The sequence below is a fragment of the Cohnella faecalis genome (assembly GCF_003570905.1).
Taxonomy (GTDB): domain Bacteria; phylum Bacillota; class Bacilli; order Paenibacillales; family Paenibacillaceae; genus Cohnella; species Cohnella faecalis.
Genome location: NZ_QXJM01000023.1, coordinates 98,491 through 120,936, shown reverse-complemented (window position 1 = coordinate 120,936; position 22,446 = coordinate 98,491). Strand labels below are relative to the sequence as shown.

The following is a 22,446-nucleotide window of genomic DNA, read 5'->3' as shown; positions in this document are numbered from 1 at the left end:
TCAAGAGCTGCGCTGACTTTCCAAATGACTGCCGAGCACGGACTCCATGCGGTTCGCTCCCTTCGGAGACGGCTATCGTTCCTTTACAATAGCGGGCGGCGCATGGTATTCTTAGGTTAATTCGCGCCCCGGCAACGAGGCGCAACCGAACGAAACGCTTCGACGGGAAACAAAGCGGAACCGGGCATGACCAGAGAGCAAATTCCGACAGGCTGCGAGAATTTGCCATGACCCCGCCCCCCAGACCCTGAGCGGCCGGCGACGAGCCGGACAGCGCCCGCTGTTACCGGGAGCAAGAGTGGACGACCTCGCGGGAGCGATGCGTCGTCAATGAAGGTGGTACCGCGGATGCTCAGCTTCCGTCCTTTATCGGACGGAAGCTTTTTGTATTTTCCCGGAACTGCGAAAGGATGAAAAGTTACGATGGCCAAGCGAATCGTAGTCAAAATCGGCAGCAGCTCTCTGACTTCCGACGAAGGCGGTCTTAATCGCGACAAGGTCCGATTTTTCGCCCGCGAGCTCGGGGCTTTGCAGGCAGCGGACAATCAGGTGCTGTTAGTTACGTCCGGCGCTGTAGCCGCAGGATTTCGCCGGATTGGGTATACCTCAAGACCGAAGCTCATGCACGAAAAGCAAGCGGCAGCCGCAGTCGGTCAAGCGCTGCTCATGGAAGCCTATCAAGAAGCGTTCGGAGCAGAAGGAATCGCCGTCGCTCAAATTTTGCTGACTCGTCCTGATTTCAGCAATCGTGGGCGCGCGCAGAACGCCCATCGCACGATCGAGGAGCTGCTGAAGCAGCGAGTCGTTCCTATCATTAACGAAAACGACACGGTAGCGATAGACGAGCTCAAGTTCGGGGAAAACGATTCGCTATCCGCTCTCGTCGCCAACCTCGTCAAAGCCGACGGACTGTACATATTGACGGATATGGACGGTCTGTACACCGCAGACCCGCGCATATCGCCGGAAGCGGTCAAGATCGAGAGAGTCGACGTCATCTCCGACGAGCTGTACCGGATCGCAGGAGGAGCCGGGTCATCCGTAGGAACAGGCGGCATGCGCTCGAAAATCGAGGCGGCACGCATCGCGATGCAAGGCGGCGTCAGCACCTTCATCGGAAGCGTAGCCGACGAAGGCGATCTGAAAGCCGCTTTCGCGGGATCCGGTCGAGGAACGTATTTCTCCTCCTCCCTCCACTCCCTGTCCTCCAAAAAACAGTGGATCGGCTTCCTCTCCGTTCCGCAAGGACGGATCGTCGTCGACAACGGAGCGGAAGAAGCGCTGCTGCACGGAGGGCGCAGCCTGCTCCCGGCCGGCGTCTCCTCTGCGGAGGGCGACTTCCATCCCGGAGACGTCGTCGAAGTCGTCGATGCCGACGGCAGAGTGCTTGGACGCGGACTATCCAATTACGCCTCCTGGCAAATTACAGCCGTAGCCGGACTTTCGAGCGAGGAAGCCAGACGGCGCATCGAAACAACCCGCATTGAAGTCATTCATCGCGACGAATGGGTCGCGACCCCTATTATGAAGGAGGCGGAGAGCAAATGAGCGAAGTCGTAACGAAAGCGACGCTGGCCAAAGAAGCGGCAGCCGTGTTGAACCGCTTGACGACCGAACAGAAGAACGAAGCGCTGCTGCATATGGCCGATGCGCTAATAACCGAGCAAGCTTCCTTGATTGCTGCGAACGAGGAGGATTTGGAGCGCGGACGGGCGAACGGAACGTCTCCGTCCATGCTCGACCGGCTGAGGCTCACGCCCGACAGAATCGCCGCCATCGCGGACGGCGTAAGGCAAGTCGTCGAGCTGCCCGATCCGGTCGGCGATGTGCTCGAAGCGTTCGAACGTCCGAACGGTCTTCGCATCGTCAAAAGCCGCGTTCCGCTCGGCGTCATCGGCATGATCTACGAGGCTCGTCCCAACGTTACCGTAGATGCCGCCGCTCTCTGCCTGAAGACGGGCAATGCCGTCGTTCTGCGCGGAGGCTCCGCCGCCCTTTCGTCCAATCGCCGCATTGCCGAGGTGCTGCGCGGCGCGATGTCCGCGACGGCTATGCCGCCCGAATCGCTGCAAATGATCGAAGACGCCTCGCGCAGCTCCGTCGACGAAATGCTCAAGCTGAACGGACTGCTGGACGTCATCATTCCAAGAGGCGGCGCATCCCTCATCCAAAACGTCGTCCAAAACGCAACCGTGCCCGTCATCGAGACGGGAGCCGGTATTTGCCATACTTACGTCGAGAACTCGGCCGATTACGGAATGGCCGAAGCGATTGCCGTCAATGCCAAGGTTCAGCGCCCTTCCGTCTGCAATTCAATGGAAACGCTGCTGCTCGAATCCGGCTTCGCAGCCGGTCATCTCCCCGCCCTCGCGGCCAAATTCCGCGAGCTGAACGTCGAGCTGCGCGGCTGCGAAATAACGGCGAAGCTCGCTCCGGAAATCAAGCCCGCAACCGACGAAAATTACGCAACGGAATATAACGACTACATTTTGAACATCAAAGTAGTGGACGGTTTGGATGAGGCTCTTGCCCATATTCGCCGCTTTGGAACGATGCATTCCGAATGTATCGTGACCGAGTCGCAAGCGAACGCAGACCGCTTCCTGCAGGAAGTCGACGCCGCGGCCGTCTACCATAATGCATCTACGCGATTTACCGACGGCTTCGAATTCGGCTTCGGCGCCGAAATCGGCATTAGCACCCAGAAGCTTCACGCTCGCGGACCGATGGGGCTGCCTGCGCTGACTTCTACGAAATATAAAGTCGTCGGAACCGGACAAACCCGAGGCTGATCAAGAAGGAGATTAAACCGATGAGCGCTGTTACTTCTTCCCCGCTGGGGAATGCGACGATTTATTTTTATGGAGCCGGTTCGATGGCGGAAGCGATTTTCCGCGGGCTCGTGGAAGGCAAGCTGACCGCTCCCGAGCGGATTACCGTCTCGAACCGCCAGAACGCCGAACGTCTTCGCGAGCTGGAGAGCCGCTACGGCGTCATCGGCGCCGGAGACGATACGGCCAAACAGCGCGGCTTGAAAGAAGCGGATGTCGTCGTCCTCGGCATGAAGCCGAAGGATGCGGCTGCAGCCATTCGTTCGCTTGCTCCGCTGCTTCGTCCCGACCAATTGATCGTCTCCGTCATCGCGGGTCTCCCGATCGCTACGATCGAACAGCTGCTGGGCGGCAAAAGGCCGATTGCGCGTACGATGCCGAACACGTCCAGTACGATCGGCCTTGGCGCTACGGGCATTAGCTTCTCCGACTCCGTCACCTCCACGCATCGCGAGCTGACGCTGGCGATGTTTGACGCCGTCGGCATGACATCCGTCGTAGAGGAGCCTCTCATCGAAGCGGTGAACGGCGTGTCCGGAAGCGGGCCTGCTTATGTCTATTACTTAATGGAAGCGATGATCCAGGCCGGCGTGGAGCTTGGTCTCACGCCTGAAGCGGCGCGCGATCTTACGATCCAAACGGTTCGCGGCGCATCCGAGATGGTTCGCCTGACGGGTGAAGATCCCGCCGAGCTTCGCCGCAAAGTGACGTCGCCGAACGGAACGACGCAAGCGGCTATCGAGACGCTGGAGTCGTTCTCTTTTCAGGAAGGCATGAACAAAGCGATCGTCCGCTGCGCCGAGCGCGCGCGGGAGCTGGGCGCCGCCATCCGCGAAGAAGCGTCCAAATCGTAAAGATCAGGAAAGAAGGATTGCGAGAAGATGAACTCCTCCTATTCGAAGGCGACTTACCGCCTCTATGACGATAAAGCCGATTTCAACAAAAAAGCGACCGGCATCGCCGTCGGTCTGACCGTAGGCAGTTGGACCGAGCTGCCCGAAGCGGCCAAGCAGCATATGAAGAAGCATCTCGGGGAAGTCGTGTCGGTAGACGTACACGAGCCGGACGGCGCACAGCCTGGAGAGCGCTATGCGGACATTACGATCGCTTATCCGGACGCGAACTTCAGCCGCGACATTCCCGCCCTGCTCGTCACCGTCTTCGGCAAGCTGTCGATGGACGGACGAATCAAGCTGCTCGATTTGCAGCCTTCCGCCGAATTCCTGTCCGCGTTCCCGGGGCCGAAATTCGGAATCGAAGGCGTTCGCGGCTTGCTCGGAGTCCCGCATCGTCCGCTCGTCATGAGCATTTTCAAATCCGTCATAGGCCATGATCTGGCCGGTCTTCGCGAGCAATTTTTACAACAGGCTCTCGGCGGGGTCGACCTGATCAAGGATGACGAAATTTTGTTCGAAAACCCGCTTACGCCTCTGGAAAAGCGCGTCGAAGCATGCATGGACGCCGCTCGCGAAGCGGAGAGAGCGACCGGCCAGAAGCTGATCTATTTCGCCAACCTGACGGGCTCGACGTTCAAGCTCCGCGAAAATGCGCTGCGCGCCATCGATGCCGGAGCGAACGGCTTGCTGTTCAACGTCCTCGCCTACGGCTTCGACGCCCTCGCCGAGCTGGCAGCCGATTCGGCCATTAATGTGCCGATCGCGGCCCACCCGGCTATGGCCGGAGCGTACTATCCTTCCGCGCACCACGGCATCGCGGCTCCGTTGCTGCTCGGCAAGCTCATGCGGATCGCGGGAGCCGATCTATCGCTGTTCCCTTCCCCTTACGGCTCGGTCGTCATGCCGAAGGAAGAGAATCTGGCGGTTCAGCAAGCGCTCGTCACCGACGAACTGCCGCAGAAGAAGGCGTTTCCGGTTCCTTCGGCCGGCATTCATCCGGGACTAACGCCTCTTATACTGAGCGATTTCGGAACGGAAGTGGTCGTTAACGCGGGCGGCGGCGTGCACGGTCATCCGAACGGAGCTGCCGCGGGCGGACAAGCTTTTCGCCAAGCCGTAGACGCCGTTCTCGCCGGACAATCGCTTGAAGAGTATGCGAAAAACAACGAACAGCTGCGCCTTGCCATCGAGCGCTGGGGGGTACATACATCATGAGAAAGCCCGTCTTGTTTTGCGATTTTGACGGCACCATCACGCTGAGCGACAATATCGTATCGTTAATGAAGCATTTCAACCCTCCGGGCTGGGAGGAGATCGTCAGGGGCATCGTCTCGGAGACAAAATCGATCCGCCAGGGCGTCGGTGAAATGTTCGCGCTCCTCCCTTCTTCCAGCAAAGAGGACGTTCGTCGTTACGTGCTGGAAACGGCGGGCATACGCCCCGGCTTCCCGAGCTGCTCGAATGGTGCAAGGAGCACGAGGTTGAATTTTTCGTCACGAGCGGCGGCATTGATTTTTTCGTCTATCCGCTGCTTGAGCCGTTCGGCATTCCCGCCGATCATATTTACTGCAACGGTAGCGACTTCAGCGGCGAAAATATTCGCATCACATGGCCGCACGCTTGCGACGGCGAATGCTCGAACGATTGCGGCATGTGCAAGACGGCGGTTATCCGGCGCTTTCCTTCCGACCGCTACTATCGGATATTGATCGGCGACAGCATTACCGATTTCGCGGGAGCGAAGCTTGTCGATCTCGTCTATTCAAGATCGCACCTGACCGAGAGATGCCGCGAGCTCGGCCTTCCGCACGTTCCGTTCGAGACGTTCCACGACATTATTCGTCATCTGAACGAAGGAGGATTTGAAGCATGAGCGCCTTCGCGAGCATTCCCTTGGAAGAGAAACGGCGCGTGCTGGAGGAATTCACCGCGATCAAAGCGGACTTCGCGTCGCGCGGCTGGTTCGCCGGAACGGGCGGCAACCTGTCGATGCGAATCGGCCCCTATTCGCCGGACGAATTCTTCTTCGCCGTCACCGCCAGCGGCAAGGACAAAACCCGGTCGACGCCGGAAGACTTTCTCTTCGTCGATCAGGACGGCAAAGCATGCGAGACGACCTCCCTCCGTCCATCGGCCGAAACGTCGCTTCATCGCGAAATTTACCGCCTGACGGGCGCCGGCGCCATTTTCCATATTCATAGCGTATTCAACAATATCGTCTCCGAATGGTTCTGGGAGCGGCGCTCCGTTCCGATCGAAGGCGTCGAGCTAATCAAGGCGTTCAACATTTGGGACGAGGATGCCGCCATCGACGTGCCGATTGTGACCAATTATGCGGACGTGCCGCGCATCGTTCCCGAAATTACCGAACGGCTTGATCCCCGCATCCCCGGCCTTCTCATTCGCAAACACGGTATCTGCGCTTGGGGCAAGGACGCATTCGAGGCGAAGAAGCATCTCGAAGCGTTTGAATTTCTGTTCGAATACGTCTATCGGTGGGAGCTGCTGAAAGGCCGCGCCTAATCGCAATGTCTTTTGGCAACGATTCGACGACTGTACGGCACCGAGCCAAAACAAAAAGGCCGCTCCACGGATATTGTCCGGGAACCGGCCTTCTTTTTTGCTGTGCTATTCTCACTAATAGGCTTCCGCTCGCCTGTTTCGCATGAAGCCCAAATAACGAGTCCCCTGGAACGACAGCTTGCCGAAGTCGCCCTCTGCCAGCATGCCGAATTCCTGGCCGTTCACGTGAAACTCCATCCGGTCCCCGCTCTCGACTTCGAATGTGACGTAGTAGCTCGTCGTCGTCGAATGGTGCGCGGCGTCTCCCGCATGATGGTGATGGTTGACGTTCGTCCGCTTGCTTACGATTCTAGCGTCGACGGACAGCTGCGGCGAATCGTTGTTCCGCTGCCACTGCGCGACTCCTCTTATCATTCTGAATGCGACAAATCCGATAACGACGACAAAAAACACCGTAAACAGTCCGCCCATCGCCCCGAATCCCGACATATCCGAAAATCCCGTCCCCATGAGCCACCACTCCCTGTCCGGTTGTGCCCGCTTTTTCTCTCTATTCCATTTGTACGACCTATTTCCCAAAAAGTTACTTCCCTCCTGAATTATTTTATTGGGCACCGGCTCATACGATGGTTGGGAGAACCGCGTTAGTCAAAAGGAGGGCTGAATGTGGGCTACTACGTTCAAGTGGAGCAAGGAGTCAAGCTGTTCGTGGAAGATATCGGAGCCGGCAGACCGATCCTGTTCGTGCATGGCTGGCCGGTGAATCATAACATGTTCGAGTACCAGACGACCCATCTTCCGAAATACGGCTTCCGCTGTATCCTGATCGATCTTAGAGGCTACGGCAAGTCGGATAAGCCCTGGACGGGATATTCGTATGATCGGCTGGCGGACGATATTCGGGTCGTTATCGACACGCTCGGATTGGACAACGTAAGGCTGGTCGGCTTTTCCGTCGGCGGAGCGATCGTCGTTCGTTACATGGGCCGGCATAGAGGGCACAAAATAGCCCAGCTCCTGCTGCTCGCCGCCGCAGCCCCCAGTCTGACGCAAAGGCCGGGCTACCCGATCGGCCAACCGAGGGCGAATATCGATAAAATCATTGCCGGAACATACGCGGACCGTCCGGGCGTATTGGCTCAGTTCGGGGAAGATTGCTTCGCAAGCCCGGTATCGACGCCATTCCGGCAATGGTTTCAGTCGCTCGGGCTCGAAGCCGCTAACCACGCTACCGTCGCCGTCATGGAATCGCTGCGCGATGAATTCGTCGGACAAGATTTTCCGTTCATTCGGGTTCCGACCTCGATCTTCCACGGCGTGCTGGACAAAGTATGCCTATATCCGCTAGCCTTGGCCCAGCATGCCGGCATCCAAGGCTCCGTCCTCCATCGATTCGAAAAAAGCGGACACGGCATTTTCTATGACGAGCTGGAGCTGTTCAATCAGCGGTTCTTCAAAGCTTTGAACGACGGGCATTAGGACGGCTCCTTGTCAGAACTCTGCATGATCAAACCGATCAACGCCTGCATTACCTGCAGTTAATTAATGGAAGAATGCTATGCTTCTTGAATTTAACAGCATTTCATGCATCAAATCGACGACAATATCGGGTGCTCCGCAGCTTCCGGCGCTTTTAACTGTACATTTTGCAGGCCGCTTCTTAACGACCAATCCGCCACCGAAAACAAATGTACGAATTACAGTTCCTTCACCATAATACCGTGAAGCGAACCGCCTCTCAGCTTTCGATTTCGTTCAAAAGCTTCGCCAAGTTGCCAAGCGTTTCGGTCATCCCTTCGACCATGCCCATTTCGAGAGTCCATTTAAGCTCTTCGGCCGTTCCGAGCATAATCCGGATCGAAACTTTCGTCTTGCCCGCGTAATCGTCGAACGTTATCGTCCCTTCCTGCTCGGGAATTTCCTCGGTCGGATTTCCTTCTTCGTCAGCGAAGGTGATGACATAGACGATCCGATCCGGCTCGACGATTTCGCGGTATACGGCTCTAACCCATTGGTCTTGTCCTTCCGGAGAACGCATGCAGTAATGCCATAGTCCGCCCGGGCGAAGGTCGATCTTGCATACCGGTATCGTATATCCGCCGGGAGCCCACCAGCGAGCTACGTGCTCCGGTCGAGTAAACGCCTTAAAGACGAGCGCTTTAGGCGCATCGAAGGTCCGTTCCACCACGAAATCCCTCTCGCCTTTCCTTAAGACGATGCTTTCACTAGTCGATCTCTTCTCCATGATCGAACCTCCTTTTTTTATGTCTTAAATATACTTGAAAAGGAATATTCTCGTCAAGGAATATATATGAAATTACTACAGCACACGGTTGCATCCTCCTGCGAGAGGAACTTTACAAACAGGTACTTTCCTTTTCCTCCCGATATGTTACCATATCTTGGACAAGAAAAAGGGGGAAAGCCATTATGAAACAGCACTTTCTTGCCGCAATTGCTCTCTTCGCCGGCATTGCGACAGGATGCGTTAATCATCCGAATAATTCTTCCTCGGCTGCAACGTCCCCGGTTTCGATCCAGGACTGGAAGCAGGTGCTTAAGAGCGAGCAAAATCATTCGATTGAGGGCAACGTCAAAATTATTAATCAGTTTCCCGTCCATTCTTTAGGCACGACGCGGAATATCTGGATTTACCTGCCTCCGGGATATGAAGAGAGCGATTCCCGATACCCTGTACTGTACATGCACGACGGCCAAAACCTGTTCGATAAGGCAACCTCGTATGCCGGAGAATGGGGGATCGACGAGACGATGGAGCGGCTATCGGCGGATAATGAAGCATTCAAAATGATCGTTGTCGGCGTCGAGAACGGGCCCCGAAGAATGTACGACTACACCCCATATCCCAACAGCGACGGCTTGGGAGGGGACGGCGCGAAATACGTCGCTTTTTTAACGGACGAATTAAAGCCTTTCATCGACAAAAGCTTTCGGACAAAACCAAATTCGCCCGACACCTATATTTCCGGAAGCTCATTGGGCGGATATATTTCCGTCTATGCCGGATTGGAGAGGCCCGATATTTTTGGCAATGTGCTGGCCTTCTCGAACGTATTCCAAATTGGCCAAAAAGCTTTTTTCGGCTACATCGGCCAGTTGGATCGGACACTCGATTCCTCCCGCTTCTATCTGGATATCGGAACTATTGAAGATCAGCAATTCAGCTACTCCGTTTCGGATAATCGCAAGGTGCTGGAAATGCTTCAAGCAAAGGGAGTTTCCGAAGACCGACTCAAGCTTTATATCGACCCGGTCGGGGACCATAACGAATCGGCCTGGAACAGACGGTTTCCGGATGCGTTGAAATGGATTCTGGAACGAGAGGTCGGGGACAAAAAATAAAGCCGGGGGTATCCGTCATAATAAACTTTAACGGGTACCCCCAGCCTTCCATTCGGTCACGTTCTATTCGGTACCCATTTTCCAATTCCGCCAGTCCCCGCCCGAACAAGCGAAGCGAAGTCGCCTCTCGCCCCTTTAAACTCTTCCACCACGGAACTTCTGCGAGTAAGCGCGGGCTTCCTCGGCGTTCGTAACTCGGTTGCGGCTCCATTCGAGCAGAATGCGGTCGATGTAGCGGAAGTGGATTTTTCCAGCGAATACGGACTCCTTCAAAGCGAACAGAATAAGCTCCTCGGAATACTTGTCCTGATCGAGCCAGCCGCTGATCGTCTCCACTTCCATCGTCGACAGCGGGCGGCCGAACTCCTGTTCGAAAACGCCGAATAAATTGGCTGCGCCTCCGTAAGCGGACGTATTCGAAGTCGTCTGCGCCTTCGGCAAGTAGACCCGGTCCTGCGGCTCTCCGGCTCCGGACGCTGACGACAATTCCGCGACTCCGCCTGCACGAATCGGCAGCTCTCCCGCCGCCAGCAGCACCGAAATTTTCTGGAAAAGACCGGTCAAATTATAACGATCCGATTGTACGCCCGTTACCGGATCGAGCACTTCGTCGATGCTGACCAACCCTTGCTTGACCAGCTTCTGCATCGCCTGTCCAACAACGGACGGAGACGAACCGATCCGCTCTTGCAGCTGCTCGATCGTCGGAAATTCATTCTGCTCCAGCTGCCGATAAGCGAGCAGATGAATAAGCAGCATTCCTTCCGTATCGCTAAGCTTCAGAGCGCGGTACGTACGCAATATCGCATAGGGAATGCTGACGGAGCCTTCCATATAAGCTTCCATCAAGCCCCTTGCCAATCCGTTCCTGTCGTTCATTTCCCTTCCCCCAATACCAGGCGATACGTATCCCTCGCGATAAGCAGCTCCTCGTTCGTCGGAACGACAAGCACCTCAACTTTGGAATCGTCCGTCGATATTCGTCTAGGCTCGCCCGATCGAACCGCATTCCGTTCATGGTCAAGCCCGATTCCGAAAAACGTCAGTCCCTCGCATACCGCTTGGCGCAGCACGTCCGAATTTTCCCCGACTCCGGCCGTAAATATAACCGCGTCGACTCCGTTCATCGCCGCCGCGTACGCTCCGATGTACTTGCGTATCCGGTAAGCGTACATTTCGAACGCCAGCTTCGCCTGCTCATTGCCTTCCTTCATCGCCTGAACAACCTCGCGCATGTCGCTGCTGATTCCGGAAACGGCGAGCAGACCGCTATGCTTGTTCAGCATCGAATTGACTTCATTCAGCGTCAATTCCTCCTTGTTAAGCGTATACGGGACGATCGCAGGATCGAGATCGCCGCTTCGCGTACCCATCATGAGCCCTTCGAGCGGCGTCATCCCCATGCTTGTATCGAACGATTTGCCGCCGAGTACAGCCGTGCAGCTGGCCCCGTTGCCGATATGGCAAACGATCAAGTTCAATTCCTTGATGGGCCGTCCGAGAAACTCCGCCGCGCGCTTGCTGACATAATCGCAGGAGGTGCCGTGAAACCCGTATCGGCGAATTTTGTGCTTCCGGTAGAGAACGGTCGGTATCGCGTATAAGTACGAGTTCTTCGGCATCGTCTGGTGGAATGCGGTATCGAACACGACGACTTGCGGCACGTCCGGCAAATTCGTCTCGACAGCCATAATTCCCATCATGTGCGCCGGATTATGCAGCGGAGCAAGATCGAACAATTGACGTATTTCCAGCTTCACATCCTTATCGACGAGAACCGATTCGCTGAACGATTCTCCTCCGTGAACGACGCGATGGCCGACTGCCCGAATTTCCTTGATGTTTCGGAGTACGCCGAATTCCCGGTGAGTCAGCATGTCGAGCACTTTTCGGATCGCGGTCGTATGGTCGAGTATTTCGCTTACTTCGCGCACTTCCGGTTTCTCGTCCACTTCGTGCGTCAAGATGGACGAATCCATCCCGATTCTCTCGACCCGGCCTTTGGACAGCACCTCTTCGGTAACCATGTTGTAGAGCTGATACTTCAGCGACGAGCTGCCCGCATTGATGACAAGAACGTTCATGATTCCCGTTCACCATCCTTGTTGTACTTGAAAAATCCGATGTTCGTCTTGACTCCTAGATGACCCGCTCGAACTTTTTTCTTCAACAAAAAGGAAGGTCTGTATTTGAGCTCTCCGAATTCCCGAAACATTCGGTCGAGAGCGGCAAGCACCGAATCGAGCCCGAACCGGTCCGCCATCTCGAGAGGACCGTAGCCGAATTGATAGCCGTCCCGCATAGCCGAATCGATATCCTCCGGATTGGCGACTCCTTCTTCCATCAGATGTAGAGCTTCGTTAATGAGCAGACAAATGAGACGAGTCGTTACGAAGCCGGGCGATTCATATACCATGACGCCCTTCTTGTACAATATATCCTCGATGAACAGCTTCGTCTTGACGAACGTATCGTCCGATGTCTGCAAGCCGCGTATGAGCTCGACGACATCGACCTTCATCGCCGGATACACGAAATGAACGCCGATGACCCGCTCCGGATGCTTCGTAGCGCCTGCAAGCTCCGTCAGGCTTAATGTCGAAGTATTGCTCGCAATGATCGTATCGCTCGGCAATAGACGATCCAGCTCGGCAAACACCTCTATTTTGCTGTCCAAATCCTCGCTGATCGTCTCGATCACCAATTCGCATTCCGCGAGTGCAGCCATGGTAACGTTCTTATGTATGCGATTTAAAAGTAATTTTTTTTCAGCGCCCGTAATGGCCCACCGTTCCATCTGGCGATCCAGGCTCGCTTCAAGCGTCTCCATGGCTTGATCCAGAAGCTCCGGCGTCTTCTCCACGAGATAGACGTCCAACCCTTTGCTGCTTAACAATTCCGCGATGCTCTGACCCATCGTTCCCGCGCCTACGACGCCGATTTTTCGAAACATGGTGCCATTCCCCTCCATCTGCCTGCCTCGCACGACGTCTCGGTTTTGTTCTCTTGTTCCCTCCTCATTTTATCACAATTGAAATTAAGCTGTACTGTTCGGGAGTATGGCAATTTGGAGAAATAAAAAAGCGCTCCTGAAGGAGCGCCCTGCTGATATCGTCAAGACGAGGCGGGAGGAATCCATTCGCCAAGCCGCTGCTTCCAGGTAGGAACGTAGTTGTCGAGCGCCCATTGAACCATGACAACGGACTCTCCTTCGGCAAGCTTGACCGTCAGCGATTTGGCCTGCGGATCGGCTTGGCGGAAAGGATAGATAACGATCCCTTCCTCTTCGACAGTAGCGAGAATATCGTCGGACGGGGACGTGAAGGCGTCTACCGCTTTCGGGTTGAACTGCTTGATCTGCTCCCAAGACAAGCCTAGCGAATCATAGGATACGATAAGCTCGGGCAGCGGCGTTCCGAGCGCCTGCCACTTCGACTTGTCGGTCGCGGACTTGCCGGCGGCCGGCTTTTCCGGCTTCCATTGGCCTTCCTGGCGCACGATCGCCCACTGCTCCTCCGTCGTTTTCGTACCCAGCCATTCCCCGAGCGCGACATGGGGCTCCGTTGCCGGATCGAACGGCTTATTTTCGCGGGGAGTGTTCAACTGGTCGAAATCCTTTACCCAAGCGAACGTCTGCGACTTGCCGTCCGGCTCCGCCGATTTGACCGTCTGCAAGATCGAGACGTAACGATTGCCCGCAAACAGAAGCTTCTCGGACAGCCCTGGAACGGGCTCCGTCACCATCGCAACGGGCTTGACTCCCGCGGACAATTTGCTCGAATGCAATTGCTGCTCTCCATCTGCGGAATCCGTTGCGGCGTCGATTTTCCAGAAATTTTGCTTATACGGCATATAGAGTCCGGGGCCGTCAGCTACGACTTCAAGTCCGGCGGCGCTTGGAGCGACAAGAACGGTTCGATACGAGCTTACCGTCGATTCTCCGTCTCCGGAAAGCCGATCCGTTCGAGTTCCGATCAGCAGCGCCGCTCGCGGAGGCTCATTCGAGACCGCGGCATTCGTAATATCGGATATTGACGAGCTTGTCTTGGAAAGCTCGTTATTCGCCCCGCCGTTCAACGCCGGCAATCCCCATTGCCAGAAGCCGACCAGAATGGCGACTGCGAGCGCGCCCACGGCGCCGTAGCGGTATGCGGAGCCGAACAAACGAGCTCGCGGCCGTCGTTCCTGATGGGAGATTTCCCGCTCGATCCGTTTGCGCAGCTCGTCGTTAAAGCCGTGACGAGAAAGCGGTCCATTGGCCAGCAACTCCTTCAGTTCATGATCAGTCGGTTCCATCGATATTTCGCTCCTTCATTTTGGCAAGCTTTTGCCGAGCGTGGAACAGCCGGGATTTCACCGTTCCTTCCGTAACGCCCAGTATGTCCGCCATTTCTTTCATGGAAAGCTGGTGATGGGCAAACAGGATAATAGCTTCGCGGTATTTGGGCGGCAGCAGCAGCACCTGCTTCCACATATCGTTGACCGCCAGCTGCTCCATCACTTCCTGCTCCGAGGAATGACGTTCTCCCCTTTCTTCAAACCAATCCGACAACGTTACTTTGCGCAAAAAAGCCGAACGCTTGAAATCGATGGCGGTATTGCGCGTTATCGTAAGCAGCCAGGTTTTGACCGAGGCGTCCCTGCGAAAAGCGTGCATATTGCGGAACACTTTAATAAATACTTCCTGGGCGATGTCGTCGGCCATATCCCACTTGCGCGTAATGCTGTAGGCGTAATTCCATACGTCTTTCCCGTAAGCCGTCATCAGCTCGTTTAGTAATGCGCCCGCATCGTCGCTTTCGGACATGTGCTTCATATAGTCAAGTTTCACTTCGGGATTCACGAAAGATTAGCACCTCATTTCCGTTAGACGATTGTAATCCAACTTCGGTTCAATAAAATTTATAAAAAATTTAAGAAAAATTTAAAAAAGTGATTTTCGCACTTTGAATTTAGCCCGGATTAGCTGCGACTATCTTTTATTTTAACAAATTAGTGCCCTAGGAGATACGCCTTTCGACAATCTAACCGCCCGATCTCCCTGAAACATATGTAAAGCCGCCTCCAGTAGGAGACGGCTTCGCGTCAAGAAGCGTGTTGAAGCTTCGAGCGGAGCTGTTCGCCCGACAACGTTTCTTCCTGTATAAGCGTGTCCAGCAGCTGCTCGAAAGCGAGCTTGCTGTCTGCCAGCAGCTTTCTCGTCCGATCCGTCAGTTCGCTTAGGATAGCTTCGTTTTCCTTCGACCATTGCTCTTGCGTCAGCGCCTGGGGATGAACGATGCCAAGACCCGACATACCGGACTCAATCAATGTCCTGACGATATTGGTCGCTTGCTCGAAATCGCCGCGAGAGCCGGTGCTTCGGCCTCCGTAGAACATCTCCTCCGCAGCCGAGCCGCCTAGAGCGATCATAATCTGCTCCTCCAGAACGGGCTTCGAATACAAATAGCTGTCCTTGCGGGGATGATGGCGCACATAGCCGAGCGCCTGCCCGCGAGGAGTAAGCGACACTTGCGCGACGCTTCCGGGGCGAACTGTCTCCGCCACGATGGCGTGTCCGAGCTCGTGGAGCGCGACCCGCTCCCGTTCCTCATGCGTCGTCTCGCGGTCCATCCGCTCGCCCATCATAACTTTATCGATCGCTTGGCTCAAATGCTCGGAATCCAGCCGATCGCTGCCGGCGCGAAGCGCATAGATAGCCGCTTCATTCATAACGCTCTCGAGCTGAGCGCCGGAGAAGCCGAACGTCTCTTCCGCTACTCGGGACAAAGATACGCCCTCGCGCATCGGCTTATTCCGGGCGTGAAGCTGCAAAATATGCTCCCTGCCGGTCTTGTCCGGAAGATCGACCTGAATATGCCGGTCGAACCGGCCGGGACGAAGCAGCGCCGGATCCAGCAGCTCTTTTCGATTCGTTGCGGCTATTAGCAAAATTTGAACTTTTTCATCGCCTTGAATGCCGTCCATCTCGGTCAACAGCTGGTTCAGCGTCTGATCGTACTCGCGATGCTGACCGCCGTCGCGCTTGCCGCCGATTCCGTCAATTTCGTCAATGAATACGATCGCGGAATCGCGTTTTTGCTTGACCGCCAGATTGCGGGCTTCCTTAAACAAGTCGCGAATCCGCCCTGCGCCGACGCCGACGTACATTTCGACGAATTCGCTGCCGGACGCGGCTACGAAAGCGGACTGGGTATGATGCGCGGCCGCTTTCGCGAGCAGCGTTTTGCCGGTGCCCGGAGGCCCCGTCAATAGAATGCCTTTCATGGGACGGATGCCGAGCTTCTCGATCTTGTCGCGTTGAACGAGAAATTCCAGCGCTTCGCTCAGCTCGCGTTTCGCCTGCTCTTGGCCGCCGATGTCCTCGAACGACATATAGTCCGGCTCTCTAGCGCTCGGCTTTTTCCCTGCGGCGCTCATAGCGAGCCCGCCGCGCGACCGGGCGAACATGAATATCGCCGCGACCATCAGCGCCCCCATAATAAGCGGCAAGGCGGGCATTCCTGCAAAAATGAGAAAAGCGATCAAAACCGGCAGGAAGCCGAGCGCGATTTCTTTGCCAAAGCCTCGAATATTACGCATTCGGCCACACCCCCATTGCAGCCCCTTCGCGAGGCAGGACGACGAATTTCGCCGCCGTTCCGTCGCGCAGGCTAATATATACATTATCCTCATCCATCGAAGTCGTCGCCGTCACGCCCCCGAATTGCTGCGACAGCTTGTCCATAGCGTCGCGAACGCCGGAATAACGATGATTTTCCATCGCTTCGGCAACGTCGAACAGTGCGTGACTCCATGCTTTGTCAAGCAGCTCGGATGACTTGTGCGCAGTAGCCTTCAGCTCTACTTTTTTGCTGCCGATCGCGCTTTGGCCGTCATTCTTGATCCGATTGTAGACATCGGATAGATTCGCATCGGGAGCAAGCTCCACATTAACGACGACTTCGCCTGTCCGCATCTCTGTCGTAGCGGCTTGGACGCCCGGCACCGCTGCCGCGATCCGATCGAGCGGCTGCTCGACCCCGTAATGGCGATAGGCAAACCATCCGCCGAACAATAGGGCCGCCGACAAGGCGGCCGTCACCGTCAAAGGCCATACTCGAAGTTTCATGCCGCTATTGTCCCCTTCATCTATATAAAAAGTTGATATACGATTCGTACATCTAGAAGTATATCATTTTTAGTCGTTCTAATCGTTAGCTAATGGATGGTAATGCGCCCATTGCTCACGTGAGGAGACTTCCAACAATGGAATAGCCAAGAACGAGATCCCACTCTTTCGGCGAATAGTGCGGGTGGACTCGCATCGGTGGGACGAGATCCCGTACATGCTGCTGTTGCTGCAGCTGATGAGAGGCCACTTCCTTCGGATACAAAGCAAAAGGATTGAGCAGAGACATCCATCTCCGCTCAATCCTCCTATTAGACTTATGGAACAGCCCCGCAATCGTCAATCGTTCGACGTCCCTGGAAGCTCGTACGTTTTTAGCTTGGCTCCGTTTTCAAACGAGTAAAAATCAATCGCCTGATGGCCGGCCTGGGTGCGGCTTTCGTAGCGGACTTCCCAGGCGGGCTGCCCGTCAAACCAAGCCGGAATGATTCGAACCGGACTGACATCCCCGCCATATTCATCGGAAAAACGCTGCTTGGCCTGCTGTTCGGACAGTCCCTCCGATTCAAGCTTTTTGACGATCCCGTCCTTCCGCTCCCATACGTACCAGATTTGATCTCGCTCATCCTCGCCCCGCACGATCCACATCGATTCTTCCCACGTATAGGGCAGAGCTTCGTCAATCTTCTTCAACCCGCCTTGCTCGCGCGCGATCCGAATCGCCGTTCGTTCGTCCTTTCGGTATTCGCTCTCGGAGGATCGAATGTACACCACAAAGGAAACAATAAGAAACACGATGAAGCAGACGATGACGAACACCCATTTGCCGGCCGTCATCGCGCGCGGAGCCCGGTTATGTTCGGTCCGGCGGCTCGCTCTCATCCGCGAAGCCTCTCGAAGCAACGCTGAGCTTCTGCGCGAATGCGCTCTTCATCAAGCGTTAACAGCTCTCCATTGCGAAGAAGCTGCTTGCCGTCCACCCACACATGAGTAACATCCATGCCGGAAGCGGAGTAGACGAGATGCGAAACGTAATCGGTGCGCGGCACGAAACGGGTATTCGCCGTCGACATCGCGATGAAGTCGGCTTTCAAGCCCGGCTTCAGCACTCCGGTCACGCCGTCCAGAAATACCGACTTGGCTCCTTGCGAGGTGCCCATCCGCAGTGCTTCCGTCGCCGGAACGACCGTCGGATCCCCGGATACGCCTTTGTGCAGCAGCGCCGCCATCCGAATTTCCTCGAACAAATCGAGATTGTTGTTGCTTGCGACGCTGTCGGTACCGAGAGATACCGTGACGCCGGCTTTGAGAAGCTCCGGTACGCGGGCGACGCCGCTCGCCAGCTTCAAATTGCTGACGGGATTATGCGAGACTGCCACTCCGCGTTCGGCCAGCAAAGCGATCTCCTCGTCCGTCAGATGGACGGCATGAGCGACTAGCGCAGGACGCGAGAACAAACCGAGCTTGTCCAGGTGTTCAACCGGACGAACGCCGTAATCGCGAACGTTCTGCTCTACCTCGGCAGCCGTTTCCGACATATGTGTGTGCATCGGCAAATTCAGCTCGTGAGCCGCTTCCACGAATTTCTCGATGAATCCCGGAGGACATGTATAGGGAGCGTGAGGACACATCATCGTCGTGATCCGGCCGTTCGCCGCGCCATTCCACTCTTTCGCGAAGGTGACGGCGTCACGCAGCTTCTCCCGTTGAACGTCTTCCGGGCACAGCCCGATGGCGCCGCGTGTCAGCACGCCGCGCATGCCGGAGCTGTCGACGACTTCGCCGACTCGATTCATATGGTCGTACATATCGACGAAAGTCGTCGTTCCGGTTCGGATCATCTCCGCTGCGGCAAGCGATGTGCCCCAATAGACGTCGTCGCTGGTGAATCGGGCTTCCATCGGCCACATATGGTTTTGCAGCCAATCCTGCAGCACCAGATCGTCCGCCAGACCGCGCAGCAGAGACATTGCGGCATGCCCATGCGAATTGACAAGACCGGGCAGGAAAAGGAAGCCTTCTCCCTTGAATGTTTCGGCAGCCGCCCGAACCTCGGACTCCGGCGCTTCTCCTTCGCCCATCGCGGCGATTTGAGTTCCTTCGACCGCCATCCAGCCCTTCATGATCGGACGCGAATCGTCCATCGTTACGAATGTGCCGCCTTCAATTAACAACCGTCTCATTATAATAAGCCCCTTTTTCAACGATATTTAACTTTTTTCATGATCCATGTAATAAGCCAAGCTTAGCAATTCGCCGGTAAAATCCGCATGGTGCACCCGCACGCCGCTCGGAGCTTTGATCACGGAAGGCGCGAAATTCAGGATGCCCCGGATTCCCGCCTCGACGAATCGATCCGCAACGTTTTGCGCTTCGGTCGCAGGCACGGTAATGATCCCGATAGTAATATCAAGACGTTTAACCGTCTCCGACAGCTCGTTCATCGGCTGTACGGTAAGCCGGTTAATGAACGTGCCATACTTGGATGGGTCCGAATCGAATACGGCGACGATCTTCATGTTATCCCGGATATACATGCTGTAATTGCTGAGCGCTCGTCCGAGATTTCCCGTACCGACCAAGGCTACGTTCAAAATTTTGTCGAGCTTCAGAATTTGCCTGATTTTCTCGATCAAATAATGAACGTTATAGCCGACGCCCTTGCGGCCGAATTCCCCGAAGTAGGCAAGATCCTTGCGGATTTGCGCCGGGTTGAGATCGAGCTTGTCCCCCAAATCCTGAGACGAAACCGTCTGAACGCCGCTAATGGTCAGCTCGTTCAAATATCTTAAGTACAGCGGCAGCCGCCGTACGACCGCCTCGGATATTTTATCCTGCTTCATCGCTCTAGCCCCTCCCTGTCACCTTCGGGCAATAACCATTGTTCGATGCGGGCGGGAATTCCGGATGTCGGCAAATGCTCCATCTTCGGTCCCGGCAGCGAGTAAAGAAAATATTTGCCGTAATTCGTATCGATGACTCTCGTGTCGTAAAGAATGACGATTCCCTTGTCCGAAGTCGTCCGAACGAGCCGGCCGAAGCCTTGCTTGAATTTGATGACCGCTTGCGGGAGCGACAGCTTCATGAAAGGATTTTGCTTCTCCGCCTGAAGCTTCTCGGACTTCGCTTCCGCGACCGGGTGGTTCGGCGGCTGAAAAGGAAGACGAACGATTGCGAGGCACGTAAGCGAATCTCCGGGCAGATCGATGCCTTCCCAGAAGCTGCTCGTTCCGAGGAGCACGGAATTCGGCTGCTCCTTGAACTGGCGGGTGAGCCTGCTTCGGCTGCTGCCGTCGATACCTTGCCCGAGAACGCCTATTCCACTCGATTCAAGGCTCGTCTTCAGCGGTTCGTACACGCTTTTCAGCATCCGGTGGGACGTGAACAGCACGAGCGTTCGTCCCCCTACCGTACGCGCCACATCGGAGAGCGATCGAACGAGCTCTTGCAAAAAGCGGGCTTCTCCGTCCCTTCCCTTGATCGCCGGAAAATCGCGGGGGATGAGAACGAGCGCCTGCTCGCGATACCGGAACGGCGAAGGGAGCTGCGATGTACGCAGTCGTCCTTTTCGCTCCGCCTCGCCGAGACCGAGCTGCTCGGTTACGAATTTGAACGACCGGTCGACGGTTAGAGTAGCGGACGTCATAACAACGCTCGCTTTCTTGTCAAACAGCCCCTCCTTAAGCAAATCGCTTACGTCGGCTGGAACCCCGTACATATGGACCGATCTGCCCCTGTATTGATAATGGCCTTCCGCCCAGTAGACATACTCCGGCCTGCCGAGCGATACGAACGAGCCGAGATCCGAGCGGATCGTCTGCAAATCCTTCATCGCGCCTGCCAAATCGGTCAATAAGCCTTGCATGGCGGAATCGGGATCCTCTTCGCGAATTTCATTCGTTACCTTATCGACTGCGCGAATGAAGTCGGAGAGCAGCATAATAACGTTGTCGCCGTCGACCCGAATCGCTTCCCAACCGTCCGGAAGCGCGTCTGGCTTAAGGCGGAGAGTCAAATTCCCGGTTTCGTCAGCGGCCGCCTGACCGGCCAGCAGCCCGAACAGCGCATCGTTCCAGCGATCCCACGCTTCGCGAATTTCGTTAAGCTTCGGAATCGCCTCCGCCAGCTTTTCCTCCCATTTCGAGGCTTGCGGAGATCCAACCGTTTGAACCTCGCTCAATAGCTGGGGCATAAGCCCGCTCCGCGCATCCCGCCATAACCGGTACAAAGGTACCGTCAGTGATGTGTAGCCCGTTTTTTGTCCGAGATGATTGCTCGCCACTTCTTCCAGATGATGGGCTTCGTCGACGATCAGCCGCTCGTAGCCGGGCAACAGGCGATGATCCGCCCTCATATCCGTGAAGAGCAGCGCGTGATTCGTAATGATAAGGTCCGCTTTGGAAGCTTCGTTACGCGCCCGGTGGTAGAAGCATCTGCGGAACCAGGGGCAAGCCCGGTTCAAGCAGGAAGCGGCGTCGCTCGCGACCGCGTCCCATTCTTCCTTGGATCGGCTGCCAATGTTCAGCTCTTCGCCTTCGCCGCGCTCCGTCTCGCCGAGCCATACGGTCATGCCGCCCCGGGACACCGCTTCTTCGTTCGTTAGCGCGTACTCGGGAACGTTCAGACGGCTTTCGAACTTTCGCAGACACAGGTAATTGCTGCGGCCTTTGAATACCGAGGCGCTGAACGGGACAGGCAGCACTTCCTGCAGCAGCGGCAAATCCCTCTGGCGAAGCTGCTCTTGAAGCTGAATTGTATGCGTGCTGACAACGATTTTTTTGGATTCCTTTAGCCCATAATAGAGAGAAGGAAGCAAGTAGCCAAGCGATTTGCCGGTACCTGTACCCGCCTCGACGAGAAGATGAGAATCGCCGTTCAGCGCTTCGAATACTTCTCCGAACATTATATCCTGGCCTTCCCGCGCTTCGTAAGCGGGCAGCTTTTCCTTGAGCCGGTTTTGAACGCCTTCGACGAAATCGGCAAAAGATAGCGGTGCAAGCAGTTCGGACGTTTGCGCGTGCTCGTCCTCGGACTGCTGGTCCTCTCCCCAATCGCCTGCTTTCATGGCGAATTGACGGAAATGGCGATAGCCGTCCTCGGAAATGAGCGGCTGCGTTTCCCTCCATTCCAGCATGCGGGAAAGAAGCCATCCGGTATCGCTGGCTTCCGGATCGAACAGAGCGTTCAGCCTCTGCAGCGTGAACAACGGCAGCGAGCGAAGCTTATCGCCTACGATCCGGAACAGCTCCGCGGTCGCTAGCGCGTCGCTGTCCGCTTGATGGGGACGGTCGTGGCCGATCTCAAAATGAACGGCAAGCGACGTCAGCTTATAAGAAGGCAAAGTCGGATACATAAGCCTTGTTAAATCCACCGTGTCCAGCAGTCTGCCGGAGAACGGCAAATAGCCGCACCTATCCAGGGCGGCTTGCAAAAAATGGGCATCGAACTCCACGTTATGTCCGACCAATATCGCGTCTTGCAAATACGGCACGATTTCGGCTACAACCTCGTCAAGCTCCGGCGCTTCGCGGACATCCTCGTCCTTGATCCCGGTAAGCGCCGTAATTTCCGCCGGAACCGTCTTGCGGGCCGGACATAGCTTGCGTATGAGGACAAAAGCGTCCCGTATTCGTCCACGACCGCGATTCCCGCTTGGATAATGTCGTCTTTATCGGAAGACATGCCCGTCGTTTCAAAATCGAGCACGGCAAATTTCATGAAG

Annotated in this window: 19 protein-coding genes and 2 pseudogenes; 8 read left to right on the top strand and 13 right to left on the bottom strand. The window is 55.8% G+C overall.

The window, feature by feature from the left end:
* The first annotated feature begins 423 nt into the window (after positions 1 to 423).
* The 6 genes and pseudogenes from proB to mtnB all read left to right on the top strand — a co-directional run bounded on the left by proB (position 424) and on the right by mtnB (position 6,250).
* Positions 424 to 1,548 (top strand): glutamate 5-kinase, encoded by a 1,125-nt coding sequence (proB, locus tag D3H35_RS04240; RefSeq protein WP_119147900.1) that lies wholly within the window; start codon positions 424 to 426, stop codon positions 1,546 to 1,548.
* The gene (locus D3H35_RS04235) at positions 1,545 to 2,792 is read left to right on the top strand and encodes a glutamate-5-semialdehyde dehydrogenase (RefSeq protein ID WP_119147899.1); all 1,248 of its coding nucleotides are present in this window, start codon (positions 1,545 to 1,547) and stop codon (positions 2,790 to 2,792) included. The genes proB and D3H35_RS04235 overlap by 4 nt, the downstream gene beginning before the upstream one ends.
* 20 nt (positions 2,793 to 2,812) lie before the next feature.
* Positions 2,813 to 3,685, top strand: coding sequence for a pyrroline-5-carboxylate reductase (gene proC, locus D3H35_RS04230; protein WP_119147898.1), 873 nt, complete (start codon positions 2,813 to 2,815; stop codon positions 3,683 to 3,685).
* 27 nt (positions 3,686 to 3,712) lie between these two features.
* A complete protein-coding gene (locus tag D3H35_RS04225) occupies positions 3,713 to 4,942 on the top strand; it encodes a 2,3-diketo-5-methylthiopentyl-1-phosphate enolase (RefSeq protein ID WP_119147897.1) in 1,230 nt (409 codons plus the stop codon).
* Positions 4,939 to 5,600, top strand: a pseudogene (locus D3H35_RS04220) (2-hydroxy-3-keto-5-methylthiopentenyl-1-phosphate phosphatase). Before D3H35_RS04225 ends, D3H35_RS04220 begins: the two are co-directional and overlap by 4 nt.
* On the top strand, positions 5,597 to 6,250 hold the full coding sequence (gene mtnB, locus D3H35_RS04215) for a methylthioribulose 1-phosphate dehydratase (protein ID WP_119147896.1): 654 nt from the start codon (positions 5,597 to 5,599) through the stop codon (positions 6,248 to 6,250). Before D3H35_RS04220 ends, mtnB begins: the two are co-directional and overlap by 4 nt.
* Before the next feature lie 114 nt (positions 6,251 to 6,364).
* On the opposite strand, the gene D3H35_RS04210 is transcribed toward mtnB, so the two are convergent.
* Positions 6,365 to 6,829 carry a DUF2500 domain-containing protein gene (locus D3H35_RS04210; protein WP_325050001.1) on the bottom strand — a complete coding sequence of 155 codons (465 nt, stop codon included), beginning with the start codon at positions 6,827 to 6,829 and terminating at the stop codon, positions 6,365 to 6,367.
* Positions 6,830 to 6,916: 87 nt separating this feature from the next.
* Here D3H35_RS04210 and D3H35_RS04205 point away from each other — a divergent pair, with 87 nt between their 5' ends.
* A complete protein-coding gene (locus D3H35_RS04205) occupies positions 6,917 to 7,729 on the top strand; it encodes an alpha/beta fold hydrolase (RefSeq protein WP_119147894.1) in 813 nt (270 codons plus the stop codon).
* A gap of 259 nt (positions 7,730 to 7,988) precedes the next feature.
* On the opposite strand, the gene D3H35_RS04200 is transcribed toward D3H35_RS04205, so the two are convergent.
* Positions 7,989 to 8,495, bottom strand: coding sequence for an SRPBCC domain-containing protein (locus D3H35_RS04200; RefSeq protein WP_119147893.1), 507 nt, complete (start codon positions 8,493 to 8,495; stop codon positions 7,989 to 7,991).
* Between the two features lie 185 nt (positions 8,496 to 8,680).
* Here D3H35_RS04200 and D3H35_RS04195 point away from each other — a divergent pair, with 185 nt between their 5' ends.
* Positions 8,681 to 9,613, top strand: a complete 933-nt coding sequence (locus tag D3H35_RS04195) for an alpha/beta hydrolase (RefSeq protein ID WP_119147892.1) — start codon at positions 8,681 to 8,683, stop codon at positions 9,611 to 9,613.
* 135 nt (positions 9,614 to 9,748) lie between these two features.
* Here the strand turns inward: D3H35_RS04195 and D3H35_RS04190 are convergent, their stop codons facing one another.
* The 11 genes and pseudogenes from D3H35_RS04190 to dinG form a co-directional block, all read right to left on the bottom strand.
* On the bottom strand, positions 9,749 to 10,492 hold the full coding sequence (locus D3H35_RS04190; protein WP_119147891.1) for a DnaD domain protein: 744 nt from the start codon (positions 10,490 to 10,492) through the stop codon (positions 9,749 to 9,751).
* Positions 10,489 to 11,697, bottom strand: a complete 1,209-nt coding sequence (locus D3H35_RS04185; protein ID WP_119147890.1) for an acetate kinase — start codon at positions 11,695 to 11,697, stop codon at positions 10,489 to 10,491. Before D3H35_RS04185 ends, D3H35_RS04190 begins: the two co-directional genes overlap by 4 nt.
* Positions 11,694 to 12,566 carry a 3-hydroxyacyl-CoA dehydrogenase family protein gene (locus D3H35_RS04180; RefSeq protein WP_119147889.1) on the bottom strand — a complete coding sequence of 291 codons (873 nt, stop codon included), beginning with the start codon at positions 12,564 to 12,566 and terminating at the stop codon, positions 11,694 to 11,696. The genes D3H35_RS04185 and D3H35_RS04180 overlap by 4 nt, the downstream gene beginning before the upstream one ends.
* Positions 12,567 to 12,727: 161 nt before the next feature.
* Positions 12,728 to 13,909 (bottom strand): hypothetical protein, encoded by a 1,182-nt coding sequence (locus tag D3H35_RS04175; protein ID WP_119147888.1) that lies wholly within the window; start codon positions 13,907 to 13,909, stop codon positions 12,728 to 12,730.
* Positions 13,896 to 14,456 (bottom strand): RNA polymerase sigma factor, encoded by a 561-nt coding sequence (locus tag D3H35_RS04170; protein ID WP_119147887.1) that lies wholly within the window; start codon positions 14,454 to 14,456, stop codon positions 13,896 to 13,898. Before D3H35_RS04170 ends, D3H35_RS04175 begins: the two co-directional genes overlap by 14 nt.
* Before the next feature lie 242 nt (positions 14,457 to 14,698).
* The gene (locus D3H35_RS04165) at positions 14,699 to 16,195 is read right to left on the bottom strand and encodes an AAA family ATPase (RefSeq protein WP_119147886.1); all 1,497 of its coding nucleotides are present in this window, start codon (positions 16,193 to 16,195) and stop codon (positions 14,699 to 14,701) included.
* Positions 16,188 to 16,724, bottom strand: coding sequence for a hypothetical protein (locus D3H35_RS04160; protein ID WP_119147885.1), 537 nt, complete (start codon positions 16,722 to 16,724; stop codon positions 16,188 to 16,190). Before D3H35_RS04160 ends, D3H35_RS04165 begins: the two co-directional genes overlap by 8 nt.
* 339 nt (positions 16,725 to 17,063) lie before the next feature.
* On the bottom strand, positions 17,064 to 17,606 hold the full coding sequence (locus D3H35_RS04155; protein WP_119147884.1) for a cell wall elongation regulator TseB-like domain-containing protein: 543 nt from the start codon (positions 17,604 to 17,606) through the stop codon (positions 17,064 to 17,066).
* Positions 17,603 to 18,913: an amidohydrolase gene (locus D3H35_RS04150; RefSeq protein ID WP_378124782.1), complete on the bottom strand. Its 1,311-nt coding sequence runs from the start codon at positions 18,911 to 18,913 to the stop codon at positions 17,603 to 17,605. The genes D3H35_RS04155 and D3H35_RS04150 overlap by 4 nt, the downstream gene beginning before the upstream one ends.
* 21 nt (positions 18,914 to 18,934) lie before the next feature.
* A complete protein-coding gene (locus tag D3H35_RS04145) occupies positions 18,935 to 19,567 on the bottom strand; it encodes a redox-sensing transcriptional repressor Rex (protein WP_119147882.1) in 633 nt (210 codons plus the stop codon).
* A pseudogene (dinG, locus tag D3H35_RS04140) lies at positions 19,564 to 22,442 on the bottom strand (ATP-dependent DNA helicase DinG). Before dinG ends, D3H35_RS04145 begins: the two are co-directional and overlap by 4 nt.
* Between the last annotated feature and the right edge of the window lie 4 nt (positions 22,443 to 22,446).

Bases quoted from the DNA above. Each gene is read 5' to 3' on its own strand.
- proB (WP_119147900.1), top strand. From the start codon at position 424: ATGGCCAAGCGAATCGTAGTCAAAATCGGCAGCAGCTCTCTGACTTCC.
- D3H35_RS04235 (WP_119147899.1), top strand. From the start codon at position 1,545: ATGAGCGAAGTCGTAACGAAAGCGACGCTGGCCAAAGAAGCGGCAGCC.
- proC (WP_119147898.1), top strand. From the start codon at position 2,813: ATGAGCGCTGTTACTTCTTCCCCGCTGGGGAATGCGACGATTTATTTT.
- D3H35_RS04225 (WP_119147897.1), top strand. From the start codon at position 3,713: ATGAACTCCTCCTATTCGAAGGCGACTTACCGCCTCTATGACGATAAA.
- mtnB (WP_119147896.1), top strand. From the start codon at position 5,597: ATGAGCGCCTTCGCGAGCATTCCCTTGGAAGAGAAACGGCGCGTGCTG.
- D3H35_RS04200 (WP_119147893.1), bottom strand. From the start codon at position 8,495: ATGGAGAAGAGATCGACTAGTGAAAGCATCGTCTTAAGGAAAGGCGAG.
- D3H35_RS04195 (WP_119147892.1), top strand. From the start codon at position 8,681: ATGAAACAGCACTTTCTTGCCGCAATTGCTCTCTTCGCCGGCATTGCG.
- D3H35_RS04190 (WP_119147891.1), bottom strand. From the start codon at position 10,492: ATGAACGACAGGAACGGATTGGCAAGGGGCTTGATGGAAGCTTATATG.
- D3H35_RS04185 (WP_119147890.1), bottom strand. From the start codon at position 11,697: ATGAACGTTCTTGTCATCAATGCGGGCAGCTCGTCGCTGAAGTATCAG.
- D3H35_RS04180 (WP_119147889.1), bottom strand. From the start codon at position 12,566: ATGTTTCGAAAAATCGGCGTCGTAGGCGCGGGAACGATGGGTCAGAGC.
- D3H35_RS04175 (WP_119147888.1), bottom strand. From the start codon at position 13,909: ATGGAACCGACTGATCATGAACTGAAGGAGTTGCTGGCCAATGGACCG.
- D3H35_RS04165 (WP_119147886.1), bottom strand. From the start codon at position 16,195: ATGCGTAATATTCGAGGCTTTGGCAAAGAAATCGCGCTCGGCTTCCTG.
- D3H35_RS04160 (WP_119147885.1), bottom strand. From the start codon at position 16,724: ATGAAACTTCGAGTATGGCCTTTGACGGTGACGGCCGCCTTGTCGGCG.
- D3H35_RS04155 (WP_119147884.1), bottom strand. From the start codon at position 17,606: ATGAGAGCGAGCCGCCGGACCGAACATAACCGGGCTCCGCGCGCGATG.
- D3H35_RS04145 (WP_119147882.1), bottom strand. From the start codon at position 19,567: ATGAAGCAGGATAAAATATCCGAGGCGGTCGTACGGCGGCTGCCGCTG.